Source organism: Streptomyces sp. GL_141 (assembly GCF_057834385.1).
In genome coordinates this window covers 3,017,874-3,035,626 of sequence record NZ_CM174402.1, presented here as the reverse complement: position 1 = coordinate 3,035,626, position 17,753 = coordinate 3,017,874, and the positions used below count along the sequence as shown (strand labels likewise).

The 17,753-nt window shown below is 72.1% G+C and carries 21 protein-coding genes; 8 read left to right on the top strand and 13 right to left on the bottom strand.

Annotated features, from left to right (window positions below; all coding sequences use genetic code 11):
• Positions 1-210 precede the first annotated feature (210 nt).
• Together AC3IX6_RS12865 and AC3IX6_RS12860 are read left to right on the top strand one after the other, a co-directional pair.
• Positions 211-729, top strand: a complete 519-nt coding sequence (locus AC3IX6_RS12865; protein ID WP_489370250.1) for an ATP-binding protein — start codon at positions 211-213, stop codon at positions 727-729.
• Positions 730-1,034: 305 nt separating this feature from the next.
• Positions 1,035-2,297: a Fic family protein gene (locus tag AC3IX6_RS12860; protein ID WP_489370249.1), complete on the top strand. Its 1,263-nt coding sequence runs from the start codon at positions 1,035-1,037 to the stop codon at positions 2,295-2,297.
• Here the strand turns inward: AC3IX6_RS12860 and AC3IX6_RS12855 are convergent.
• From AC3IX6_RS12855 to AC3IX6_RS12840, 4 genes are all read right to left on the bottom strand, one after another.
• The gene (locus AC3IX6_RS12855) at positions 2,294-2,875 is read right to left on the bottom strand and encodes an RBBP9/YdeN family alpha/beta hydrolase (protein WP_489370248.1); all 582 of its coding nucleotides are present in this window, start codon (positions 2,873-2,875) and stop codon (positions 2,294-2,296) included. The two genes, AC3IX6_RS12860 and AC3IX6_RS12855, sit on opposite strands and share 4 nt — an antisense overlap.
• Positions 2,876-3,011: 136 nt before the next feature.
• The gene (locus AC3IX6_RS12850) at positions 3,012-3,491 is read right to left on the bottom strand and encodes a hypothetical protein (RefSeq protein WP_489370247.1); all 480 of its coding nucleotides are present in this window, start codon (positions 3,489-3,491) and stop codon (positions 3,012-3,014) included.
• A gap of 105 nt (positions 3,492-3,596) precedes the next feature.
• The gene (locus tag AC3IX6_RS12845; RefSeq protein WP_489370246.1) at positions 3,597-3,971 is read right to left on the bottom strand and encodes a DUF4267 domain-containing protein; all 375 of its coding nucleotides are present in this window, start codon (positions 3,969-3,971) and stop codon (positions 3,597-3,599) included.
• A gap of 45 nt (positions 3,972-4,016) precedes the next feature.
• Positions 4,017-4,937, bottom strand: a complete 921-nt coding sequence (locus AC3IX6_RS12840; protein WP_489370245.1) for an NADP-dependent oxidoreductase — start codon at positions 4,935-4,937, stop codon at positions 4,017-4,019.
• Between the two features lie 136 nt (positions 4,938-5,073).
• On the opposite strand from AC3IX6_RS12840, the gene AC3IX6_RS12835 reads away from it, so the two are divergent.
• Positions 5,074-5,526 (top strand): winged helix-turn-helix transcriptional regulator, encoded by a 453-nt coding sequence (locus AC3IX6_RS12835; RefSeq protein WP_489370244.1) that lies wholly within the window; start codon positions 5,074-5,076, stop codon positions 5,524-5,526.
• Between the two features lie 48 nt (positions 5,527-5,574).
• Here the strand turns inward: AC3IX6_RS12835 and AC3IX6_RS12830 are convergent, their stop codons facing one another.
• From AC3IX6_RS12830 to AC3IX6_RS12805, 6 genes are all read right to left on the bottom strand, one after another.
• Positions 5,575-6,720, bottom strand: coding sequence for an RNA polymerase sigma factor (locus AC3IX6_RS12830; protein WP_489371429.1), 1,146 nt, complete (start codon positions 6,718-6,720; stop codon positions 5,575-5,577).
• A 100-nt stretch (positions 6,721-6,820) separates the two neighbouring features.
• Entirely contained in the window at positions 6,821-7,234 is a 414-nt protein-coding gene (locus tag AC3IX6_RS12825; protein WP_389691274.1) for a YciI family protein, read from the bottom strand.
• Positions 7,235-7,328: 94 nt separating this feature from the next.
• The gene (locus AC3IX6_RS12820) at positions 7,329-8,300 is read right to left on the bottom strand and encodes a hypothetical protein (RefSeq protein WP_489370243.1); all 972 of its coding nucleotides are present in this window, start codon (positions 8,298-8,300) and stop codon (positions 7,329-7,331) included.
• A 66-nt stretch (positions 8,301-8,366) separates the two neighbouring features.
• Positions 8,367-9,863 (bottom strand): APC family permease, encoded by a 1,497-nt coding sequence (locus tag AC3IX6_RS12815; protein ID WP_489370242.1) that lies wholly within the window; start codon positions 9,861-9,863, stop codon positions 8,367-8,369.
• Positions 9,864-10,109: 246 nt separating this feature from the next.
• The gene (locus tag AC3IX6_RS12810) at positions 10,110-11,642 is read right to left on the bottom strand and encodes an SH3 domain-containing protein (protein WP_489370241.1); all 1,533 of its coding nucleotides are present in this window, start codon (positions 11,640-11,642) and stop codon (positions 10,110-10,112) included.
• A 131-nt stretch (positions 11,643-11,773) separates the two neighbouring features.
• Complete coding sequence (locus AC3IX6_RS12805) at positions 11,774-12,355, bottom strand: TetR/AcrR family transcriptional regulator (RefSeq protein WP_489371428.1); 582 nt, start codon at positions 12,353-12,355, stop codon at positions 11,774-11,776.
• A gap of 151 nt (positions 12,356-12,506) precedes the next feature.
• On the opposite strand from AC3IX6_RS12805, the gene AC3IX6_RS12800 reads away from it, so the two are divergent.
• The 3 genes from AC3IX6_RS12800 (at position 12,507) to AC3IX6_RS12790 (ending at position 14,307) form a co-directional block, all read left to right on the top strand.
• Positions 12,507-12,935 (top strand): nuclear transport factor 2 family protein, encoded by a 429-nt coding sequence (locus AC3IX6_RS12800; protein ID WP_489370240.1) that lies wholly within the window; start codon positions 12,507-12,509, stop codon positions 12,933-12,935.
• Positions 12,936-13,012: 77 nt separating this feature from the next.
• Positions 13,013-13,408 carry a DnaJ family domain-containing protein gene (locus AC3IX6_RS12795; RefSeq protein ID WP_489370239.1) on the top strand — a complete coding sequence of 132 codons (396 nt, stop codon included), beginning with the start codon at positions 13,013-13,015 and terminating at the stop codon, positions 13,406-13,408.
• Positions 13,409-13,506: 98 nt separating this feature from the next.
• Positions 13,507-14,307 carry a hypothetical protein gene (locus tag AC3IX6_RS12790; protein WP_489370238.1) on the top strand — a complete coding sequence of 267 codons (801 nt, stop codon included), beginning with the start codon at positions 13,507-13,509 and terminating at the stop codon, positions 14,305-14,307.
• A 14-nt stretch (positions 14,308-14,321) separates the two neighbouring features.
• Here the strand turns inward: AC3IX6_RS12790 and AC3IX6_RS12785 are convergent, their stop codons facing one another.
• Positions 14,322-14,708 carry a VOC family protein gene (locus AC3IX6_RS12785; RefSeq protein ID WP_489370237.1) on the bottom strand — a complete coding sequence of 129 codons (387 nt, stop codon included), beginning with the start codon at positions 14,706-14,708 and terminating at the stop codon, positions 14,322-14,324.
• 189 nt (positions 14,709-14,897) lie between these two features.
• Here AC3IX6_RS12785 and AC3IX6_RS12780 point away from each other — a divergent pair, with 189 nt between their 5' ends.
• Together AC3IX6_RS12780 and AC3IX6_RS12775 are read left to right on the top strand one after the other, a co-directional pair.
• Entirely contained in the window at positions 14,898-15,770 is an 873-nt protein-coding gene (locus AC3IX6_RS12780) for a hypothetical protein (protein ID WP_489370236.1), read from the top strand.
• Positions 15,767-15,898, top strand: a complete 132-nt coding sequence (locus AC3IX6_RS12775) for a hypothetical protein (protein ID WP_489370235.1) — start codon at positions 15,767-15,769, stop codon at positions 15,896-15,898. Before AC3IX6_RS12780 ends, AC3IX6_RS12775 begins: the two co-directional genes overlap by 4 nt.
• Before the next feature lie 95 nt (positions 15,899-15,993).
• Here the strand turns inward: AC3IX6_RS12775 and AC3IX6_RS12770 are convergent, their stop codons facing one another.
• Positions 15,994-16,995 (bottom strand): SGNH/GDSL hydrolase family protein, encoded by a 1,002-nt coding sequence (locus tag AC3IX6_RS12770; RefSeq protein ID WP_489370234.1) that lies wholly within the window; start codon positions 16,993-16,995, stop codon positions 15,994-15,996.
• A gap of 161 nt (positions 16,996-17,156) precedes the next feature.
• Entirely contained in the window at positions 17,157-17,741 is a 585-nt protein-coding gene (locus AC3IX6_RS12765) for a TetR/AcrR family transcriptional regulator (RefSeq protein ID WP_489370233.1), read from the bottom strand.
• Positions 17,742-17,753 lie beyond the last annotated feature (12 nt).

Below are 17,753 nucleotides of genomic sequence, written 5' to 3'. Positions count from 1 at the left end.
GGGCCTCTGGATCCATAGTGGGCTAATTCCCGTACTCAGGTGGCGAATTGACCACCCCCTTCGCTACCTTGGGTAGTGCACCGCTCACGCAAGGGAGTTGGAAGTGCATCGCCGCAGCATGCCTGGGCCTCGGCCTCGGCCTCGGCCTCGGCGACGAGCCACTGCCCCCACCAAACGCGAGAGCAACCGACTCACGACAGGGAGTCCGTCATGCTGAGCCCCTTCATGCCCCCCAGCCCCGGCTGCTTCGATGCCTGCCCGCCAGCGGATGAGCCGCCGTCGCCCGACGGGCTGTCGTGCAGCCTGACCGTGCCCGGGGAGCCGTACAGCGGCCAGATCGCGCGCAGCACCGTACGGTCCGTGCTCCACGCCCACCGCCTCGACCGGGTCGTGCCCGCCGCGGTGCAGGTGGTGGGGGAACTCGTTGCCGCTGCCTGGTACTTGGACCCCGGGCGGAGCCTGTATCTCGCTCTGCGGCACCGGGAGGGGGCTCTCCGCCTCACGGTGTACGACGGGCACACTCCCCACACCCACCCCCGCCTCGCCGCCCACTGCGAGGCCCGCCGCAGGGCGGCCCTACGGGTCATGGCCGCCGTCGTGCGGGACTGCGGCGGGGCCTGGGGCTTCGGGGAGTCCCGGGAGCCCGGCGGCGGGACCCGCACCTGGGCGAGCCTGCCGGTCGCCGGGGCCGCCGGATACCTGGTGGCGCGCCCGAGCCCGGCATCCTGACCAGGGCGCCCGCAGTGCGGCGTCCCCGACATCGGGCGGAGCGCGCTCCAGCTGCGGGGTTGTCGCAGTGCGGACAACCGCAACGCCGTCGCGCACCTGAGCGGGGAAAACCGCTTGGGGGCGCCGGGCGGGCCTGGCAGGCTTGCGCGGTGATCGTCGAATTGGCTCCTGGCTTCCTGAAGTGGGACGACGTGGACCCCGCCCGTCACCCCTTCGATGGCGCATCCGTAGCGCGGACGGTGCGCTCGCTCGGCCCGGCCCGGTGTGTGCCCGTCCGCCCGAACCTCCCTTTCGGGGGCCCCGCGATGAGCGCCTGGAGCTACGGCGAGGCCAAGTCCTGGGCCGACGCCATGTCGTACGCCCTTGTCCAGCACTACGGCAGGTGGACCGTCGGGTGGCGCTGGGCGCACGACGAGGGGGATTTCGACGGCGGACCGGTGGGCAACTGGTGCTGCCCGCAGCACTCGATCACGACGTCGGAAGAGACGCTGGCCCGTGTCGAGGCGGCCCTGTGTGAGTGGCGCGAGTGGCTGGAGTACCTCGCCGGCTGGTTCGAGGCTTACCCCTTGGACCTGACCGATATCGAAGATCAGCGGATCTTGTGGGAGCGCACGGCGAGGAACCTGATCCTGCAGGTCGTCGACCGCACCGGGTGCGGCAGCGGCTGGCACGGTCACTGCAGCCAAGTGCTCACCTGGTTCCTCAACCGGTGGGGAGTCGCGCCCGACGTGGCCCAGGGCCTGGTCGGCGAGGCGATCGGTGGACGCTTCCACAGCTGGACCGGTCCTGACACGGTGGTGGTCGACGACATCGCGGAGCAGCTCGCGCTCTCCCTGCAGCCGGCCGATGGCCGAACGCGCGCAGACTCGCCGACTCAAGACCACTTGCAGCGCTGGCTCGCGGTACGCGAACCGGTGCCGTGGCACGAGATCCCGGACGGCGGTGCGGACGGACCGGTGGTGCCTCTTCACGACGGCGCGGCGGAGGACATCCGGGCCTTCGACGGCGCCATCGACCCCGCCCGAGCCCAAGGCCTGCTCAACGCCCTGGAACTGGTCCGAGCAGACGCGGCACGCGGAGCGCGGCTCGACTTCACCCTGCTCAGCAGCTGGCAGCAGCACCTCATGGGCACCCCGCAGCCGCCACGGTTCCGCACCTCGCCCGCCTTCGCCAAGGGAAGCCGGGAACGCTACGGCATCGGACCGGACACACCGGCCCGCTTCGACGCGTGCCTGGCCGAGAGCGCATCCGACGTCGGCCGACCCCTCGGGCTGACGGCCCGCGCCGCCCGTGCCTATCTCGACGTCTGCTTCTTCCATCCCTTCGACGACGGCAACGCCCGCTCCGCCTTCCTCGCCCTCGTCTTCGTCCTCGCCCGCGAGGGCATCGCACTCGACGGAGTCAGCCTCCTGCGCCGCATCACCTTCCAGGCCGACAACCCCCGGGACCCGCTCAGCCTCGTCTCCTACATCAACTGCCATCTAGAGGAGACCCGGCGCCGCAGCGCCGACTCGACCGGCGCGGCATCGAGGGGGGAAGGCCAGCCCCTCCCCGTCCGTCGTGGCTAGTTGACGGCCAAGCGTGTGGTGGGATCCAGACACCAGTCCAGCACCGACGGCCAGGGACCGTAGCCGTCCGAAACGGTCACGTGCCCGGCGCCCGCCAGGAGATCGACGTCGCACCCCAGCGGCTGACCGAAGACCTCGGCGGCGCCCTCCGGGCAGTACGGGTCGTTGTCGGAGCATGCCAGCCGAGGCGTTGCCACGGCGAGCTTCAAGCCGGTCAGATCGAGGGGCGCGGGCGTGAACCCGGCGATCACGTCCCAGGAGAACGCCGACGGCCCCGGCGGACTCACCAAGAGCACGCGATCGGCGGCGGGTACGTCACCGCGGTCGGCCGCGAGGTGGAGCCAGGCCACGCAGGCCAGGCTGTGGCAGACGACGATGCGCTCCCCGCGCATCATGTCCAGCTCGGCTTCGATCGCCCCGGTCCAGGCGGCGAGTGCCGGGCCGTCGGGATCGGGCAGTTGAGGGTAGAAGACCTGCTCCCGCTGTGCTCGGAGCTGCTGGGCGAGGTCGTACTGCCAGTGCTCGGCCGGGCGGCGGTTCTCGACGCCATGGAGGATCAGAAAGCTGCGGTTCCACATGGCCGCACTCTACAAACCATGGAGTCCAAGCCCGAGGTGAGCTGGTGCTCCGCCCTTCGGCCACGGCGCCCGAATCGCGTTCGCCTGCCTGCCGGCGAGTACGGACACAGTCGCCGCTGCCGGGTATCCGGCCGGGTCAGGGGGCCCGTCGGAGTGAGACCCGCAGGTTCTTGTTGTCGTCGCGGGCGAAGAAGAGGCCCGCGCCGCCGCCCACGCCGGTCAGGCGGATCGCGGCGACCGTGATCGTCTTGCGGTTGCCGTCGCCTTCCAGGCAGATGCCCTGCTTCCGCTCCAGGTCGAAGGCGACCGGGCCGGCCGCGAGGTAGCGGCCCGAGGGGGAGGCGATGGCCGTGTGGGCGGGGGCCTGGTCCAGGATGCTGGGCGTCTCCTTGTACGCGCACTCCATGCGGGCCAGCAGCGCGCCGGTCCGGACGTCGTGCACCGACCAGGTGGGGGGACCCTGCGGCGCCCCGTCCTTCCCTCCGTTGATCCAGGAGGCGACGAGCAGCCGTCCGGCGTCCGCGCTGACCCGGACCTGGTGCGCAGACGCCTTGACCGGGACGTCCACCTCGCGCAGGGGCTTGACCCCGGAACCGGAGGCGTCGGCGGGGAACACCGCCAGCCGGGAGGGATCCCACCGATTCGGGGACCCAGCCGAGGGTCTCGTCCCAGCCCTTGAAGCTGTCGCACTGCGGCGGCACGCTCAGCTTGACCGTCGGGCTCAGAGCAGGAGGCCTAGGGCGGTCGCCACCATGACCGCCGCCGTCGCGGCGTGGACGCCGTAGGCGGTGGCCTTCGGTCCGCCGCTGCGCAGCACGATCACCATGTCCGCGGCCGGCATCGCCGCGAACGTCAGCATGTACCAGCCCAGCACCGACGCTGGCGCGACGAGCATCAGCACGAAGGCGAAGACCCCGCACACGATCTCGCGCGCCCCCTTCACGTGCAGCCAGGACCGGAAGGCGGGGTCGTCGACCGGTGTGTTGGGAATGCCGAAGCCGGCGGCGTTCCGCGGCTTCGCGAAGACCATCGCGCCCATGACGATGAGGGCCGCGCCGATCAGGCCGGCGAGAACGGTGGCAAGGGTGGTGAGCATCGGCTGTCCTGTTCGTTGAGGTGGTCGTTCGTGGGGAAGGGGCTGTCAGGGGACGAGGACGATCCGGCCGCGGACGCCGCCCTTGGCCATCGCCTCGTAGGCGTCGGCCGCTTCGGCGAGCGGGGTGACGGCGTGGACGCGGGCCGGCAGTTCGCCCGTCGCCACCCGTCCGAGCAAGCGGGTGAGGAGCGGACCGTCGGGGCGGGCGAAGAGGACGCCGACGGTGATGCCGCGCTCCTCCGCGAGCCGTGCGGCGGGCTGCACGCCGACGAAACGGCCGCCGTCGCGCACCGCCCGCAGGGCGGGCTCCTGAAGGGCTCCGGCGTCGGCGACGGCATCCCAGTCCTGCCCGGGACCGGTGGTGAAGTCCACGCCGAGGCCGCGGACGAACGGCTCGTCGGCGGCGCGGGCCAGCCCGGTCACCTGCCAGCCGCTGTCCCGGGCGAGTACGGCGACGTGCGCGCCCACCGCACCGGCCGCGCCGGTCACCAGCAAGCGCCGGCCCTCGCCGGGCGCCTCGCCGAGGAGGGCGACGAGCTGGGCCGCGGCGGTGGCGGTGAGCGGCACCACGGCCGCCTCGATCAGGTCCAGGGTGTCCGGTACGACGGCGACCTTGGCGGCGGAGACCAGGAGGTGTTCGGCATGGGATCCGTGGTCGCGGTCGAATCCGTCGAGGAACCCGGCGACCCGCGTGCCGACCCGCAGGTCGACGCCCGGTCCGGCGGCATCGACCGTGCCGGCGAAGTCCCAGCCGAGTCCGGTGTGCTGAGGCTGGTCGACCAGGCCGAGCCGGTGGAAGACACCCCCGGCCACGCCCAGGTCCACCGGGTTGACCGCCGCGGCGGCGACCTTGACCCGGATCTGCCCCGTCCCCGGCTCGGCCAGTGGGACGGTGACGGTCTCGATCGACCGGGGTCCGGACGGCGTACGGACCACGGCCCGGCGGGACGTCATGTGCTGCATCATCAACTGCTCCTTCGTGGGGCCCGTGAGGTGGATGGGCTTGCCATCGCTTGGGCGTGTCACCACCATGGAGGCACCCGCCCACCGGCGGGAAGAAGGCACCTCGAAGTGCCTAAGTGACCGAGCGGAGAGGCGAGTTATGCCGACCACGACCGCGTCCGAGCGGCGGGCCGCAGCCAAAGCGGAGTACGACGCGTTCTTCGCGCAATGCCCCAGCCGCCAACTCCTGGAGCGCATCTCCGACAAGTGGGTGGCCCTCGTGCTCGCCGCCCTGGGCGGGGACGGCCCGGGAACCGCCCCCGGCGACGAGCCGAGTCCCATGCGCTTCTCCGAACTGCAGCGCAGGATCTCGGGCGTGAGCCAGAAGATGCTGACGCAGACGCTGCGCTCCCTGGAGCGCGACGGGATGGTGACCAGGACCGTGACCCCCACGGTGCCCGTCACCGTCAGCTACGAGCTGACGGATCTGGGCCGCTCGCTCCAGGGCCTCATGAAGGGGATCAAGGCCTGGGCGGAGGGCAACATGGAGGAGGTCCTCACCCACCGCGGCGGCTTCGACCACGGACGGCAGGGCGACGCCGCCGCCGACTGACGCCACGAGCGACTCTGCGCCGCTTCGCGGCGGATCAGTCGCTGTGGATCAGTCGCGGCGGGCGGAGTTCAGGCGGGCCGCCCGGCGGGTCAGGTGGTCGCGTTCCGCGAGGTTGGGGGCCTGGTGGGCCGCCTCGGCGTACAGGCGGGCCGCCAGGGCCAGGTCGCCGTCGCGCTCGTGGAGGTAGGCGGCGACCGCGGTGTGGCGGGGGAGCGCGGCGTCGAGCTCGGCCAGCGCCGCCAGGCCGGCGCGCGGGCCGTCGGCCTCGCCGACCGCCACCGCGCGGTTGAGGCGGGCGATCGGGCTGTCGGTCAGGCGGACCAGCTCGTCGTACCACTCCACGATTTGCACCCAGTCGGTCTCCTCGGTGGTCCGCGCGTCGGCGTGGAGGGCGGCGATGGCGGCCTGCGCCTGGAACTCGCCCAGTCGGTCGCGGGCGAGCGCGGGATGCAGGATGCCGATGCCCTCGGCGATCAGGGTCCTGTCCCAGCGGCCGCGGTCCTGCTCCGCGAGCGGGATCAGCGTGCCGTCGGGGGTGGTGCGCGTGGCGCGCCGGGCATGGTGGATCAGCATCAGGGCGAGGAGCCCCGACACCTCCGGGTGGTCGATGGAGGCCGCCAGGCCGCGGGTGAGGCGGATGGCCTCGGCGGCGAGGTCCACGTCGCCGGAGTAGCCCTCGTTGAAGACCAGGTAGAGGACGCGCAGGACCGTACCGACGTCGCCCGGGCGGTCGAAGCGGACGTCCGAGACGGTGCGCTTGGCGCGGCTGATGCGCTGCGCCATCGTCGCCTCGGGGACGAGGTAGGCCGCGGCGATCTGGCGCGTCGTGAGCCCGCCGACCGCGCGCAGGGTGAGCGCGACGGCGGAGGAGGGGGTCAGGGAGGGGTGGGCGCACAGGAAGTAGAGCTGGAGCGTGTCGTCCACCGCGGGGGCGGGGCCCGGCGCCGGTTCCTCCTCCACCCGGTCCTCGCGCCGGCGGCGGGCGGTGTCCGCCCGCGTCGCGTCGAGGAACCGGCGCCAGGCCACGGTGATCAGCCAGGCCTTCGGGTCCCGGGGAGGGGCCTCGGGCCAGACGCGCACCGCTTCGAGCAGTGCCTCCTGGACGGCGTCCTCGGCCGCCGCGAAGTCTGCTCCGCGGCGGACGAGGATTCCGAGGACGTGCGGGGTGAGGCTCCGGAGCAGGGTCTCGTCCACCTGGTTCACCCGGTTGACCTGGTCCACCTCATTCACCTCGTCCGCCTCGTCCGCCTCGTCCACGTCGTCCGCCTCGTCCGCCTCGTCCACCTGGTCCAGGTCAGTGGCACTCGGGGACGGTCGGCGGCGCGGCCAGGAACGGGCGCAGCTCCAGCCACTCGTGGATCGGCTTGCCGCCCGCACCGGGGGCCGCCGACAGCTCCCCGGCCAGTTCGAGGGCGCGCTCGTAGCTGTCCACGTCGATCACCATCCAGCCGGCGATCAGGTCCTTCGTCTCGGCGAAGGGGCCGTCGGTGACCGGCGGGCGGCCTTCGCCGTCGTAGCGGACCCAGGTCCCCTCGGGGGCGAGCGCCTGACCGTCGACGAACTCGCCGGTGCCCTCCAGCCGGTCCGCGAAATCGCGCATGTACTGGATGTGGGCCGTGATCTCCTCCGGCGTCCACTCGCTCATGGGGACGTCGTTGGCGGCAGCCGGGGCGCCGCGGTAGTGCTTGAGAAGCAGGTACTTGGCCATGACGGTCTCCTCCGTGCCGTGCGGCCCATTCTGGCCGCTTCCACTGAGGAGACGGAGCACGGCACGGGTTCTCGACATCCCCCGCCGAGAAGTTTCAAGATTTTTTCTGGGGCGGGTCCAACAGGTCCATCGCCTTGTCCCGCCAGCGGACGAAGAGGCTCTCCGCGTCGCCGCTGTACGACCACGGGACCCGCGTGGCCCGGTTGTCCAGCAGGGCGAAGACGGCCGGCGCCTGCGCCTCCATGCCCGCGTGGACCAGACCGTGGGCCAGGTAGTTCAGGTCGGCGACGTCCTGGGCGTACGAGACCGTGCGCCGGGCGATCCAGTTCTCCAGCGCGTTGCGCAGGTCCCAGCGGGCCCGGTCCCCGCTCCAGTGGTAGGCCAGGCCGATCGCCGTGCGCCCCTCCGCCTCCGTCTGGTGCCGGTACTGCTCCGCCCGCGCCACCTGCGGCAGCACCACGAGCGGTGAACCGGGCGGGGCGTAGACGGCCACGTCCCAGGCGAAGTTGTTGGCCTCGCCGTTCGATCCGTGCCAGCGCGGGGAGAGGTAGCGCAGCGCCTGGTGGTGCGCCTCCCGGTGGAAGGGGTCGCGGGCGCGGAGCTCCTTCCACCAGTGGCCCATGTTCGGGTCGCCGCGGTCGTACAGCCGGGCGAGCGTCACCAGGGAGACGTACGGGTACGGGTCCGCGGGCGCCAGATCGGCGGCCCGCAGGCACAGCCCGGCCACCTGGTCCAGGCTGTCGTTCGCGGGCATCGCCCCGCTGCGCGCCGCGGCGAACGTCCGCATCACCTCGGTCTCCGCGCGCAGGACGGCCGCGTCCGCGTTGGCGGGCTCGGCGGCGTACCAGACGTCCACGGTGCGCCTGCCGGCCGCCGCGTCCGCGAGCAGCCGGATGCGGTGCGCGCGCCGGTCCCAGTCGTGGCGGGGATGCTCGGCCAGCAGGTCGCGGGCCCCTTCCCAGCGGCCCATCACCATGTCCTGGCGGCACTGCTCCAGGCGTCGGTCGCCGTACGCCTGGTCGTAGACCGGTGCTCCGGAACGGCGGCGGCGCGGCCAGGGTGCCATGGACTTTCCTCGGATCGGCGTGGTGTCGAGTCGGTGCTCTCGGTGCTGTCGGCGCTCTCGGCGTCGTCAGAAGTCGGTCAGTACGTCGTCCCGCCGTTCGGCCGCCGCGAGGCCCGGGCCGGGGACCGGTCCCGCGCCCTGTTCCTCGTAGAAGGCGTCCTGCTCGGGATCCAGCGGCCTGGGCCTGAAGTACGAGACCCCCTGCAGCCGGGAGAAGGTCATCGGGACCAGCCCCAGCGCGAGCGCCCCGAGGCCGATGGCGAGGGCGCTGCCGGTCAGCTCCGGAACCGACATGGCGAAGATCCAGATCATGAACAGGGCGCCGCCGAGCGGCCACAGCCCGACGAAGAGGAAGGTGCCCACGGACCTGAACAGCACCTTGCGGTGGGCGACCACGGCCGCCAGCCCGGCGAGGGAGTAGTAGAAGGCGATGTGCAGGCCGATGCCGCTGACGGCGTCCCGTACGAACTGCGTTCCGGAGCCGGCCGTCGCGGAGACGGCGACGAGGAGGAGCGCCACGGCCGCCACGGTGGCGGTGGCCACGGAAGGCGTCTGCCAGTCGCGGTGGATGCGGCCGAACGCGGCGGGCACGGTGCGGTCGCGGCCCATGGCGAAGAGCGTGCGGGTCGCCTGGAGCAGACTCGTCTCCAGGGTGGCGACCATGGACAGCACGACGGCGAGGACGAGCAGCCGGCCGCCCCAGCCCGGCCAGACGGCGTCGCCGAGCACGGAGAGGAAGCCGTCGGGGTTGTCCCGTACCGCGTCCGCGCCGATGAGGATGTTGGTGGCGATGGTGAAGACGACGAACACCGCGAACGACAGCGCGACGCCGATCAGGCCGCCGAGGCCGAAGGACCGCCGGCTGGTGCGGGTCTCCTCGTTGAGGTTGCTGGAGACGTCCCAGCCCCAGTAGCTGACCCCCGCGATCAGCGCGCCGGCGACGAAGCTGTGCGACGCGTCGAAGTGGCCGAAGCCGAACCAGGACAGCGAGAAGTCCGCCGCGTTCCCGTCCTTGGCCAGGGCGGCGACGGCGAAGGCCAGCAGCAGCACGAGCTGGACGCCGGTGAGGATGCGGCGCGTGTACGGGCTGATCCTGGCCCCCTGCGCCACCACGCCCGCCATGAGCAGGAACCAGCCGGCGCCGACGGCCGTGGCCAGGCCGGTGTGCGAGGCCAGCTCCGGGCTGACGAGGGCGAGCGTGGCGCTGCCGGCCGGGAGGGTCGCCGACACGAGGAAGGCCGTCGCGGCGACGACCAGGGCCCAGCCGCTGAGGAAGCCGAGGAAGGGGTGCAGGGTGCGCGCCACCCAGGCGTAGCTCGCCCCGGCGTTGACGTCGAGGCGCCCCAGATGACGGAAGGCCAGCGCGATGCCGATCATCGGTATCGCGCAGTAGAGGAGCACGGCGGGGCTCGCGACCCCGACGGTGGCGATGAGCGCCGGGATCGTCGCGGCGACGGTGTACGCCGGCCCGCAGCCCGCGACCGCCATGACGATGGAGTCGAACGTCCCCAGGGCGCCGGCGCGCAGTCCGCCGCCCCCGTCGTTGCCGGCCCTTTTGCTCACCACAGGCTGTGCCCCTCCGAGCCGCGTACAAGGGCTAGATCTTGCCCGCGGTGGCGGTGGGGACACAAGGGCTACTCTTCGGTTTCTTTTGTTCAACTACCTGTTGAAGGTGGGGATTAGTGGTTGGTGTGGGTGCGTGCTGCGGATTTCGTTGTCCGTGCCGGGCGGAAACGACTTCGGTGCGCACCGGGGCTCGGGGGCCTCGATGCGCACCGAAGGGTGGGTGGTGCTGGTGCCGGCGCTAGGTCAGCAGGTGGGGATGCGGTTCAGGTTCGCGGCGTAACGGGCGGCGATCCAGCCGCGGCCGTCGGCGAGCTTGTACCAAATCGCGTTGCCGTCGACCTCGGTGCCGTTGGTCTTGCACATCACCTGGACCTCGGTGCCGTGCTTGATCACGCCGGCCTTCTTGTAGTGGGTGCCGGGACCGGTGCGCACGTGCAGCTTGTCGCTGACGATGCGGGCGGTCGACTTCCCGGGCTTGGTGTCCTTGCCCCCGTGGTCCTTGCCGCCGTGGTCCTTGCCGCACTTGCACGTTCCGGGCTTGCCCTGGTCACCCTTCGGGCCCTTGGGGCCCTGCCGCCCCTGCTCGCCCCTGGGCCCGCCCGGTCCGCGCTTGCCCTGGTCGCCCTTCGGGCCCTGGTCGCCCTTGTGTCCCTTGTGCCCCTTGTCGCCCTTGGGTCCGACGGGGCCCTGCTCGCCCTTCTCGCCGCCGGGTCCGCGCGCTCCCGTAGGTCCGGCCGGGCCGCGGTCGCCGCGGTCGCCCCGGGTGCCCTGGTCGCCCTTATCGCCCTTGTCGCCCTTGTCGCCCTTGGGTCCGCCGGCCGGGCCGGTGTCGCCCGTGGGGCCCTGCGGTCCGCCCGGTCCGGGTACGCCCGCCGGTCCCGTCGGGCCCTCGTTGCCCTGGTCGCCCTTCGGGCCCGCGGGGCCGGTGTCGCCCTTCGGGCCGCCGGACGGGCCGGTGTCGCCCGTCGGGCCCTGGGCCCCGGTGTCGCCCTTCGGACCCTGGGGGCCTCCGGCCGGTCCCTGGTCGCCCTTCGGGCCCGCGGGGCCGGTGTCGCCCTTCGGGCCCTGGTGGCCCTTGGGTCCCTGCGGACCCTTCGGCCCGCGCTCGCCCTTCTCGCCGCGGTCACCCTTCTCACCGCGGTCGCCGCGGTCCCCGCGCTCGCCCTTCTCGCCCCGCTCGCCCTGGTCTCCCTTGTCGCCCTTGGGTCCTGGGCGGCCGTGGTGGCCGGGCTTTCCGTCGTGGCCCGGCTTCCCGTCGTGCCCGTCGTGCCCGTCGTCGCCCTTGGGCCCCGTCACCGGGGTGGACACCGCGTACAGACCGGGCGAGGCGCCGTCCGCGGCCCACTCGCCGCCGTCGAGCGTCGTTCCCTCGGGAGCGTCCGCGTCCACCCGTACGAGTACGCCCAGCCGGGTGTCGCTCTGCGCCGGGAAGGCGAAGCCCGCCCGGGTCCCGGCATCGCAGGTCAGCTGGCGGGCGTTGCCCGAGAGCGTGCAGGGCGCGCCCGCACGGTCGCCGTTCCAGTAGAAGCGGGCCTCGGGGAAGGTCGTCCGCTCCGGCGCCGTGATCCGGAAGCTGCTGCTGAGTGCCTGATCGCCGCCGGTCTCCGCCACGATCACCACGCGGCCGGTCTTTCCGGCGGCGATCGAGGGGACGTACGGCTGGGAGAACCGGATGTGCGGCGAGCCGGCGGCGAAAGCCGGCACGGCCGGCAGCAGGCAGGTCGCGGTGACGGCCGCGACGACCAGGGCGGCCGACGTGCAGCGGGAAGCAGACAAGGGTGTTTCCTCCGCGAGGAAAAGCGACGGAACCGGAGGGCGACCGCCGAATGCGGTCTTCCGGTGGACAAAAGTCCCGACACCAGTTAAAAGCTGACAATGCGACCCGGCTGTGTACGACGCGTAACCGATCACTCGGCAGCCGCGTGAATCCCTCCGTCCGCGTGAATCCCCCCGTGCGCGCGGACCAGGACGTACGCCGCCTCGCGCGCCCGCACCGCCGCCCCCGGCCCCGGTTCCAGGGCCGCGACCACCGTCGCCCCCTCGACCAGCAGCAACAACTGCTCCGCCAGGCCCTCCCGGCCCGGACCGGCGATGCCGGCCAGCAGCGCCCGTAGCTCCGCCTTGTGGCGGCGTACGACGTCCAGCACCCCGGCGGGACCCGCGCCCAGCTCCCCGTACGCGTTCAGGAACGCGCAGCCGCGGAAGTCCGGCTCCGAGAACCACCCCGCGAGCCACTCGAAGACCGCCCCGACGGGGTCGGCCGGCCGCCCCGCGACCGCTGCGCTCAGGCTCGCCGTCCAGCGGCGGTCGCGGCGCTCCAGGTAGGCGGTGACCAGGGATTCCTTGGCCGGGTAGAGGCGGTAGAGCCGCTTGAGCGGGATGCCCGACCGCGCGCGGATGCGGTCCATGCCCACGGCCTGGATGCCTTCGGCGTAGAACAGCGCCTCCGCGGCGTCCAGCAGGCGCGTGCGGGCCTCTTCGTCGTTCATCGGGCTCATCGAGCTCATCGAGCTCATCGGGGCGGCGGGCATGGAAGCAGCGTAGACCAGAATCGCTTGCGCTGAGAACGACCGTTCTCTAGGGTTGGGGCAGCGAGGAGAATGACCGTTCTCCCTCCTGTTCCGTCGAGAGGTGCACCCCGTGACTGCCGCCGCTCCCTCCGCCGTGCGACCGCCGTTGCCGCCCTTCACCGCGGAGTCCGCCCGCGCCAAGGTGCAGGCCGCCGAGGACGCCTGGAACAGCCGCGACCCCGAACGCGTCGCCCTCGCCTACACCGAGGACTCCGCCTGGCGGAACCGCGACCGCTTCCTGAACGGGCGCGCCGAGATCCGCGCCTTCCTCGCCGACAAGTGGGAGCGCGAGCTGGAGTACCGGCTGCGCAAGGAGCTGTGGGCGTACACCGACAACCGCATCTCCGTGCGCTTCGAGTACGAGTGGCACGACGCGGGCGGCCAGTGGTGGCGCAGCCACGGCAACGAGCAGTGGGAGTTCGACGCCGCGGGCCTGATGCGGCGCCGCGAGGCCAGCATCAACGACATCCCGATCGAGGAGTCGGACCGCCGCCTCTGAGCCCACGGCCGGTCACGGTGCGTAACCCTCCCCCCGGTCCCCGGAGTTATGCTGGCGAGAACCCCTTGGGAGGCAACGTGACCGAGCGCAAACCGCCTGGCGTCAGCTTCGAATCCTTCGTGGACCGCCAGATCAGGCAGGCCGAGGCGAGCGGCGAGATCGAGAACCTGCCCGGCTTCGGCAAGCCGCTGGCCTCGCTCGACGCCCCGTACGACGAGCTGTGGTGGATCAAGGGCAAACTGCACCGCGAGGGCTTCGCGGTCCTCCCGCCGGCGCTCGCGCTGCGCAAGGAGGCGGAGGACGCCCGCGAGGCGGTCAAGGCCGCCCGCACCGAACGCCAGGTCCGCGCCCTCCTCACGGAGATCAACGACAAGATCCGCACGGCCCTGCGCAGGCCCCCGCCCGGCCCCCCGCTGAACCTCAAGGAATTCGACATCGAAGCCGAAGTCGCCGTGTGGCGAGAGTCCCGCTGACGCCGCATCAGCACGCCTGCCACGCCTGCCACGCCTGCCACGCCTGCGCCGAGCAAATCCGATGGCACCGGCAGCCTTGGGGCGACGAAACTGCGTGGGTGAACCCCTTGCTGCTGCCGGTGCCCGTACCGGACCCGCGTGCCCGCCTCGTCGTTCTCGACTACGAGGGCATGCATGCCCTGGTTGCGGACCTGGTTCTGCCCGGCGACGCGTCGATGTACGTCATGAGCGCGCTGGAAACCTCCCGCGAGCTCATCCGGCACTCCTACTACCGGTACGAGTTCGCCACCGCCGCCGTCACGCATTCCCTGTTCGCCCTGGAGCACGTCCTCACCGAGCGCCTTGCCGTCAACGAGTCGCTCCAAGACCTGATCGAGCGGGCCGCCGACACCGGGCTCGTCCCGGCAGAACTCGCCACGCGGCTCGACCGCAGCCGACAACTGCGCGACGAGCTCACACAGGGCGCCGTCACCAGTGCCGACATCAGTCCGGAGGGGGCCATCGCGATGGTCCGTGCCGTCTTCGACGCCGTATCCCTGCTTGTCCGCCCACGGCCCTCGGCAGGAGCGACGGCAGCCGCCACGGGCGCGGCACCGTCCGACGCCCGACTCACCCGGCTGTGGGAGGAGCACCTGCGCGCCCTGTACCCCGACAGCTTTCGCGGTGTGGACATCGACGGCGTGGAGCTGATCCTCCTGGACGCCGATGTCGCCGGCCTCGTCCACGCCGAGTTGAACGGCGGCCTCGACGACAACGGCATAGCCGTCCTCTGGGCGTGCATAGCCGACCTCGACAGGATCGAGCCCCTGATCAACTCGGAGTACTGCGCCTCCTACTTCAGGAAACTCCGGACCATGGCCCGGCTCGTGGCAGCGCGCCACGTTCCCACCGCGACCTGACCCCAAGGAACGAGCTAGGCCGGGTGCGCGGCGGCGAGGTCGGACTTGCTGCGCAGGACGCAGAACTCGTTGCCCTCGGGGTCGGCGAGGACGGCCCAGCCCGAACCGTCGGGGTTGCGGTGATCGCCGACGAGGGTGGCTCCGATGCCGAGGAGCCGGTCCACCTCCTGCTCCCGCGAGGTCTCGGGGCGCAGGCACAGGTGGATCCGGTTCTTGACCGTCTTGGCCTCGGGAACCTGGTTGAAGTACAGCACCGGCCCCTCCGCCAACAGCACCTGAGTCTCCCGGACACCCGGCCCGTCCTCCGGCGGAAGCGGACACCCGGTCACCCGGCTCCAGAACAGGGCCAATTCATAGGCGTCCGCACAATCGATCGCCACGTTCTGCACTATCGAAACCATGATCCGAGTCTTCCTGATCTTCGGGCGAGGGGCCAGCGCCGAGCCGCCGCTGCCGCGCCGGACCGGGCGGCCCTCACGCGTCAGACGTGACGCAGGCCACATCGGGCGTTCTGAAGATTCTTTGCCGATCGGGTCTGCCCCCGCGCCCAGGAGAGAGAACCTCAAGACCTCTTCTCCGAAGGAAGGCTCATGATCATCCTGGAGTCCGTCAGTGTCTGCCCGGCGTGCGTCGTAGAAATCCAGGGCCCGGGCACGCGTGAAGAACGGGCGGCCATCGGCGCGGAACGGGCATCTGGCCACTACCCCCAGCACCTACTCGCGCCCGTCGAGGCCGCCATGAGCCTCCTTCGAGCGGCGGCGATCCTCTCGGGTCTGTCGCGCGACGAAGGGCTCGCTGAGGTCCTGGTCAACGTGTACGCCGCGATCTCCTCCGTGCTCCTGGCGCTGGCAACGGCGCGTCCGTGGCAACTGAACCGCTCCGAGCGGCTGCTGCTGCAGAACGCGCTGGTCGCCCGCAACGCGGCCATCGACGGCGACCACGCCACGGTCGACGACTTCAGCCGCACCTGGCTGGGCCTGGCGCACCCCGCGCGGTGGCGGGAGGCCGTCGAGATGGCCCTGCTGGGCGACTGGGTGGACCTGCTCCGCGACCGTGCGGCCGACGACCCGGCGCTCAGGCACCTGCTGCGCCAGGAGGCCGACGAAGCACACCGGCAGCTGCTGCCGCTGTGGGAACACCGCACGCGCGGCCAACGCGTCACCCTGCTGAGCCGGCCCGTCGGCGACGGCCTCACGCTCGCCGACGTGGTGACCGATCGGCGCTGCCCCGAGGGGCTCCTCGTGGACGACGAGTTCCAGGACCAGCGGGTCGGCGCCGTGCTGCGGCAACTCGCCGAGCCGGAGCAGGCGGTGGCCCGCACCTGGGCCGCCGGCGCCGACTCCTGGGCGGTGGCCGCCGTCGACAGCGAGCACCCCGAGGCGTACGGCGAGCGGGTCCGCCGCAAGCTCCACCGCCTCGGCGCCCGCCAGGTGGAGCGTGCCGCCGCGGCGGTGAAGCGGTGAACGACGTCCTGTACGCCGCTGTGCCCGAACTGCTCGGAGGCCTCGGCGCCGCCCTCGTCCTGCTCATCGGTTCAGCCGTCCAGCGCACGCTCCGCGACCGGTTCAAGAAGCCGCCCGCGGCGGAGTGACCGGACGACGGGCCCGCATCACGCCGCCGTCATCGGGGTCGCCCGCCGTCAGCGGGTGGTCCAGCCGCCGTCGAGGACGGTATGTCAGGTTCTAGTTAGTTTCTGGTTGCCCCCAGTGCGGTCAGGGCCTCGGTGACGCGGTCCGCCTGGTGGGTGGCGCCGCGGAGGTTCGGGTGGAGGACGGTGCAGGCCTCGCCCCGGGCCGGGATGGAGCGGCAGAGCTCGGAGGGCGGGTCGCTCTGCTCGCCCGGCCCGGTCAGGCTGTCCTTGATCCCGTACATCCAGCGCTGCTCGGCGGCCGCGCACACCCCGTGCCCGGTGCTGGAGGAGTAGGTGTCCACGTACACCGCGCCGCTCCGGCGGGCCTGTTCCCGCAGGAGGGCGTTGAGCCGGCGCTCCACGGAGTCGAGCCAGGGCATGTCGCCCTTGGCGACGGTTCCGAGCTGGTGCCAGGACCCCCAGCCGCAGCCCGCCGAGCTGTCCACGACGGCCGGATACCCGACGACCGCCACCCCGGCGCGCGGAGCACGCGTGCGGATCTCCTTCAGCAGGGCCGTGAAATCGGCTTCCAGTGCGGTGAACCGGGCGTCGAGCCCCGCGGCGCCCCCGCCCCGCGCGTAGTGATCGGCGCACGGGGAGCCCGTACCGAAAGAGGCCAGGCCCCGCTTCACGCAGGCCTCGACGATTTCGGCGAAGCCCACGGAGTTGCCGCCGGCGCCGACCGTGACGAGATCCGCGGCTGCCGTAACGGCCCTGATCTGCGCCGGTTTGGCGGTCCATCCGCCTGGTGGCGGCACGGACGGCGGCCCCTTCAGCTCGGACTGCGGACTCAGCAGCCCCGCTCTGACCTCCGCCGCCGAGCAGGTGACATCGGTGAGCTCCACCTTCAGCCGCCGCGCGGCCTGGTGCGGATAGTCCTGCGCGGAGCGGCCGCATCCGTCGGTGTTCCAAGGGCGCACGAAGGAGGCGGCGCTGTACGAGTCCCCGAGCGCGACGTAGGAGAGCGGCGCGGCCGGGGCGGGCGCCTGCGGCGCGAACGCGGTGACGAAGACGGCTGCCGCGGCGGCAGCGGCGGTGGTGAGGGCGAGACGCATCATGGCGGCGGTTCCTTCGGCTCGGGCGGTGCCGCGGCCGTTCCGCAGCACCCCGCATCACCAAAAGTAGCCGACTTGACTACGGAGAGTAATCGCCCGGGGTTACGTTCGTTCGATCGAGTGAACCGGGGAGTGTCGCGTGAGCCGAGGGGTTTCGGCGGGGCCTACACCTGCCCGTGCGCCTGGGTGATCAGGTCCGTCGCGACCTCCAGGGCGGCCTGCCGGGTCTCCTCCGGGTCGCCCTCCACGTGCTGGAGGAACATCATCCCCGCGTGCAGGGTGAACAGGGCGCTCACGCACCGCACCTGATCGGCCAGCGGGGCGTCCTCCTGGCCGGACCGGAGCAGCTCCACCAGGGTGAGGAGGCGCTTCTTCACCGTCTCGCCGATGGTCAGCTCCCGCAGCGAGGCCTGGTTCTCCTGCATGAAGCGGTACAGCGAGGCGCCGCCCGCCATCGCCTCGCTGTAGCGGCGCAGGACCTCCCGCTTCATCTCCAGCGTGCGCGGCTGCTCCTCCGCCCACCGGATCAGCTCGTCGATGGGCCGGGTCAGGTCCTCGAACAGGCTGATGATGATGTCTTCCTTGGTCTTGAAGTGGTAGTACAGCGCCGCCTTCGTGACCCCGAGCCGCTCCGCGATCTCCCGCAGCGACGTCTTCTCGTACCCCTGCTCGGCGAAGAGTTCCAGTGCGACGTCCTGGATGCGCTGCCGCGTATCGCCACGGCGCTGCTGCGGACTGCTGCTGGACATGACTCTCCCCTG

What these genes read in the sequence shown, in the direction of transcription:
- AC3IX6_RS12855 (WP_489370248.1), bottom strand. Translation starts at nt 2,875, where the DNA reads ATGTGGAACCGCAGCTTTCTGATCCTCCATGGCGTCGAGAACCGCCGC.
- AC3IX6_RS12770 (WP_489370234.1), bottom strand. Translation starts at nt 16,995, where the DNA reads ATGATGCGTCTCGCCCTCACCACCGCCGCTGCCGCCGCGGCAGCCGTC.
- AC3IX6_RS12835 (WP_489370244.1), top strand. Translation starts at nt 5,074, where the DNA reads ATGCCGACCACGACCGCGTCCGAGCGGCGGGCCGCAGCCAAAGCGGAG.
- AC3IX6_RS12840 (WP_489370245.1), bottom strand. Translation starts at nt 4,937, where the DNA reads ATGATGCAGCACATGACGTCCCGCCGGGCCGTGGTCCGTACGCCGTCC.
- AC3IX6_RS12780 (WP_489370236.1), top strand. Translation starts at nt 14,898, where the DNA reads ATGATCATCCTGGAGTCCGTCAGTGTCTGCCCGGCGTGCGTCGTAGAA.
- AC3IX6_RS12860 (WP_489370249.1), top strand. Translation starts at nt 1,035, where the DNA reads ATGAGCGCCTGGAGCTACGGCGAGGCCAAGTCCTGGGCCGACGCCATG.
- AC3IX6_RS12820 (WP_489370243.1), bottom strand. Translation starts at nt 8,300, where the DNA reads ATGGCACCCTGGCCGCGCCGCCGCCGTTCCGGAGCACCGGTCTACGAC.
- AC3IX6_RS12805 (WP_489371428.1), bottom strand. Translation starts at nt 12,355, where the DNA reads ATGAACGACGAAGAGGCCCGCACGCGCCTGCTGGACGCCGCGGAGGCG.
- AC3IX6_RS12845 (WP_489370246.1), bottom strand. Translation starts at nt 3,971, where the DNA reads ATGCTCACCACCCTTGCCACCGTTCTCGCCGGCCTGATCGGCGCGGCC.
- AC3IX6_RS12765 (WP_489370233.1), bottom strand. Translation starts at nt 17,741, where the DNA reads ATGTCCAGCAGCAGTCCGCAGCAGCGCCGTGGCGATACGCGGCAGCGC.
- AC3IX6_RS12785 (WP_489370237.1), bottom strand. Translation starts at nt 14,708, where the DNA reads ATGGTTTCGATAGTGCAGAACGTGGCGATCGATTGTGCGGACGCCTAT.
- AC3IX6_RS12865 (WP_489370250.1), top strand. Translation starts at nt 211, where the DNA reads ATGCTGAGCCCCTTCATGCCCCCCAGCCCCGGCTGCTTCGATGCCTGC.
- AC3IX6_RS12825 (WP_389691274.1), bottom strand. Translation starts at nt 7,234, where the DNA reads ATGGCCAAGTACCTGCTTCTCAAGCACTACCGCGGCGCCCCGGCTGCC.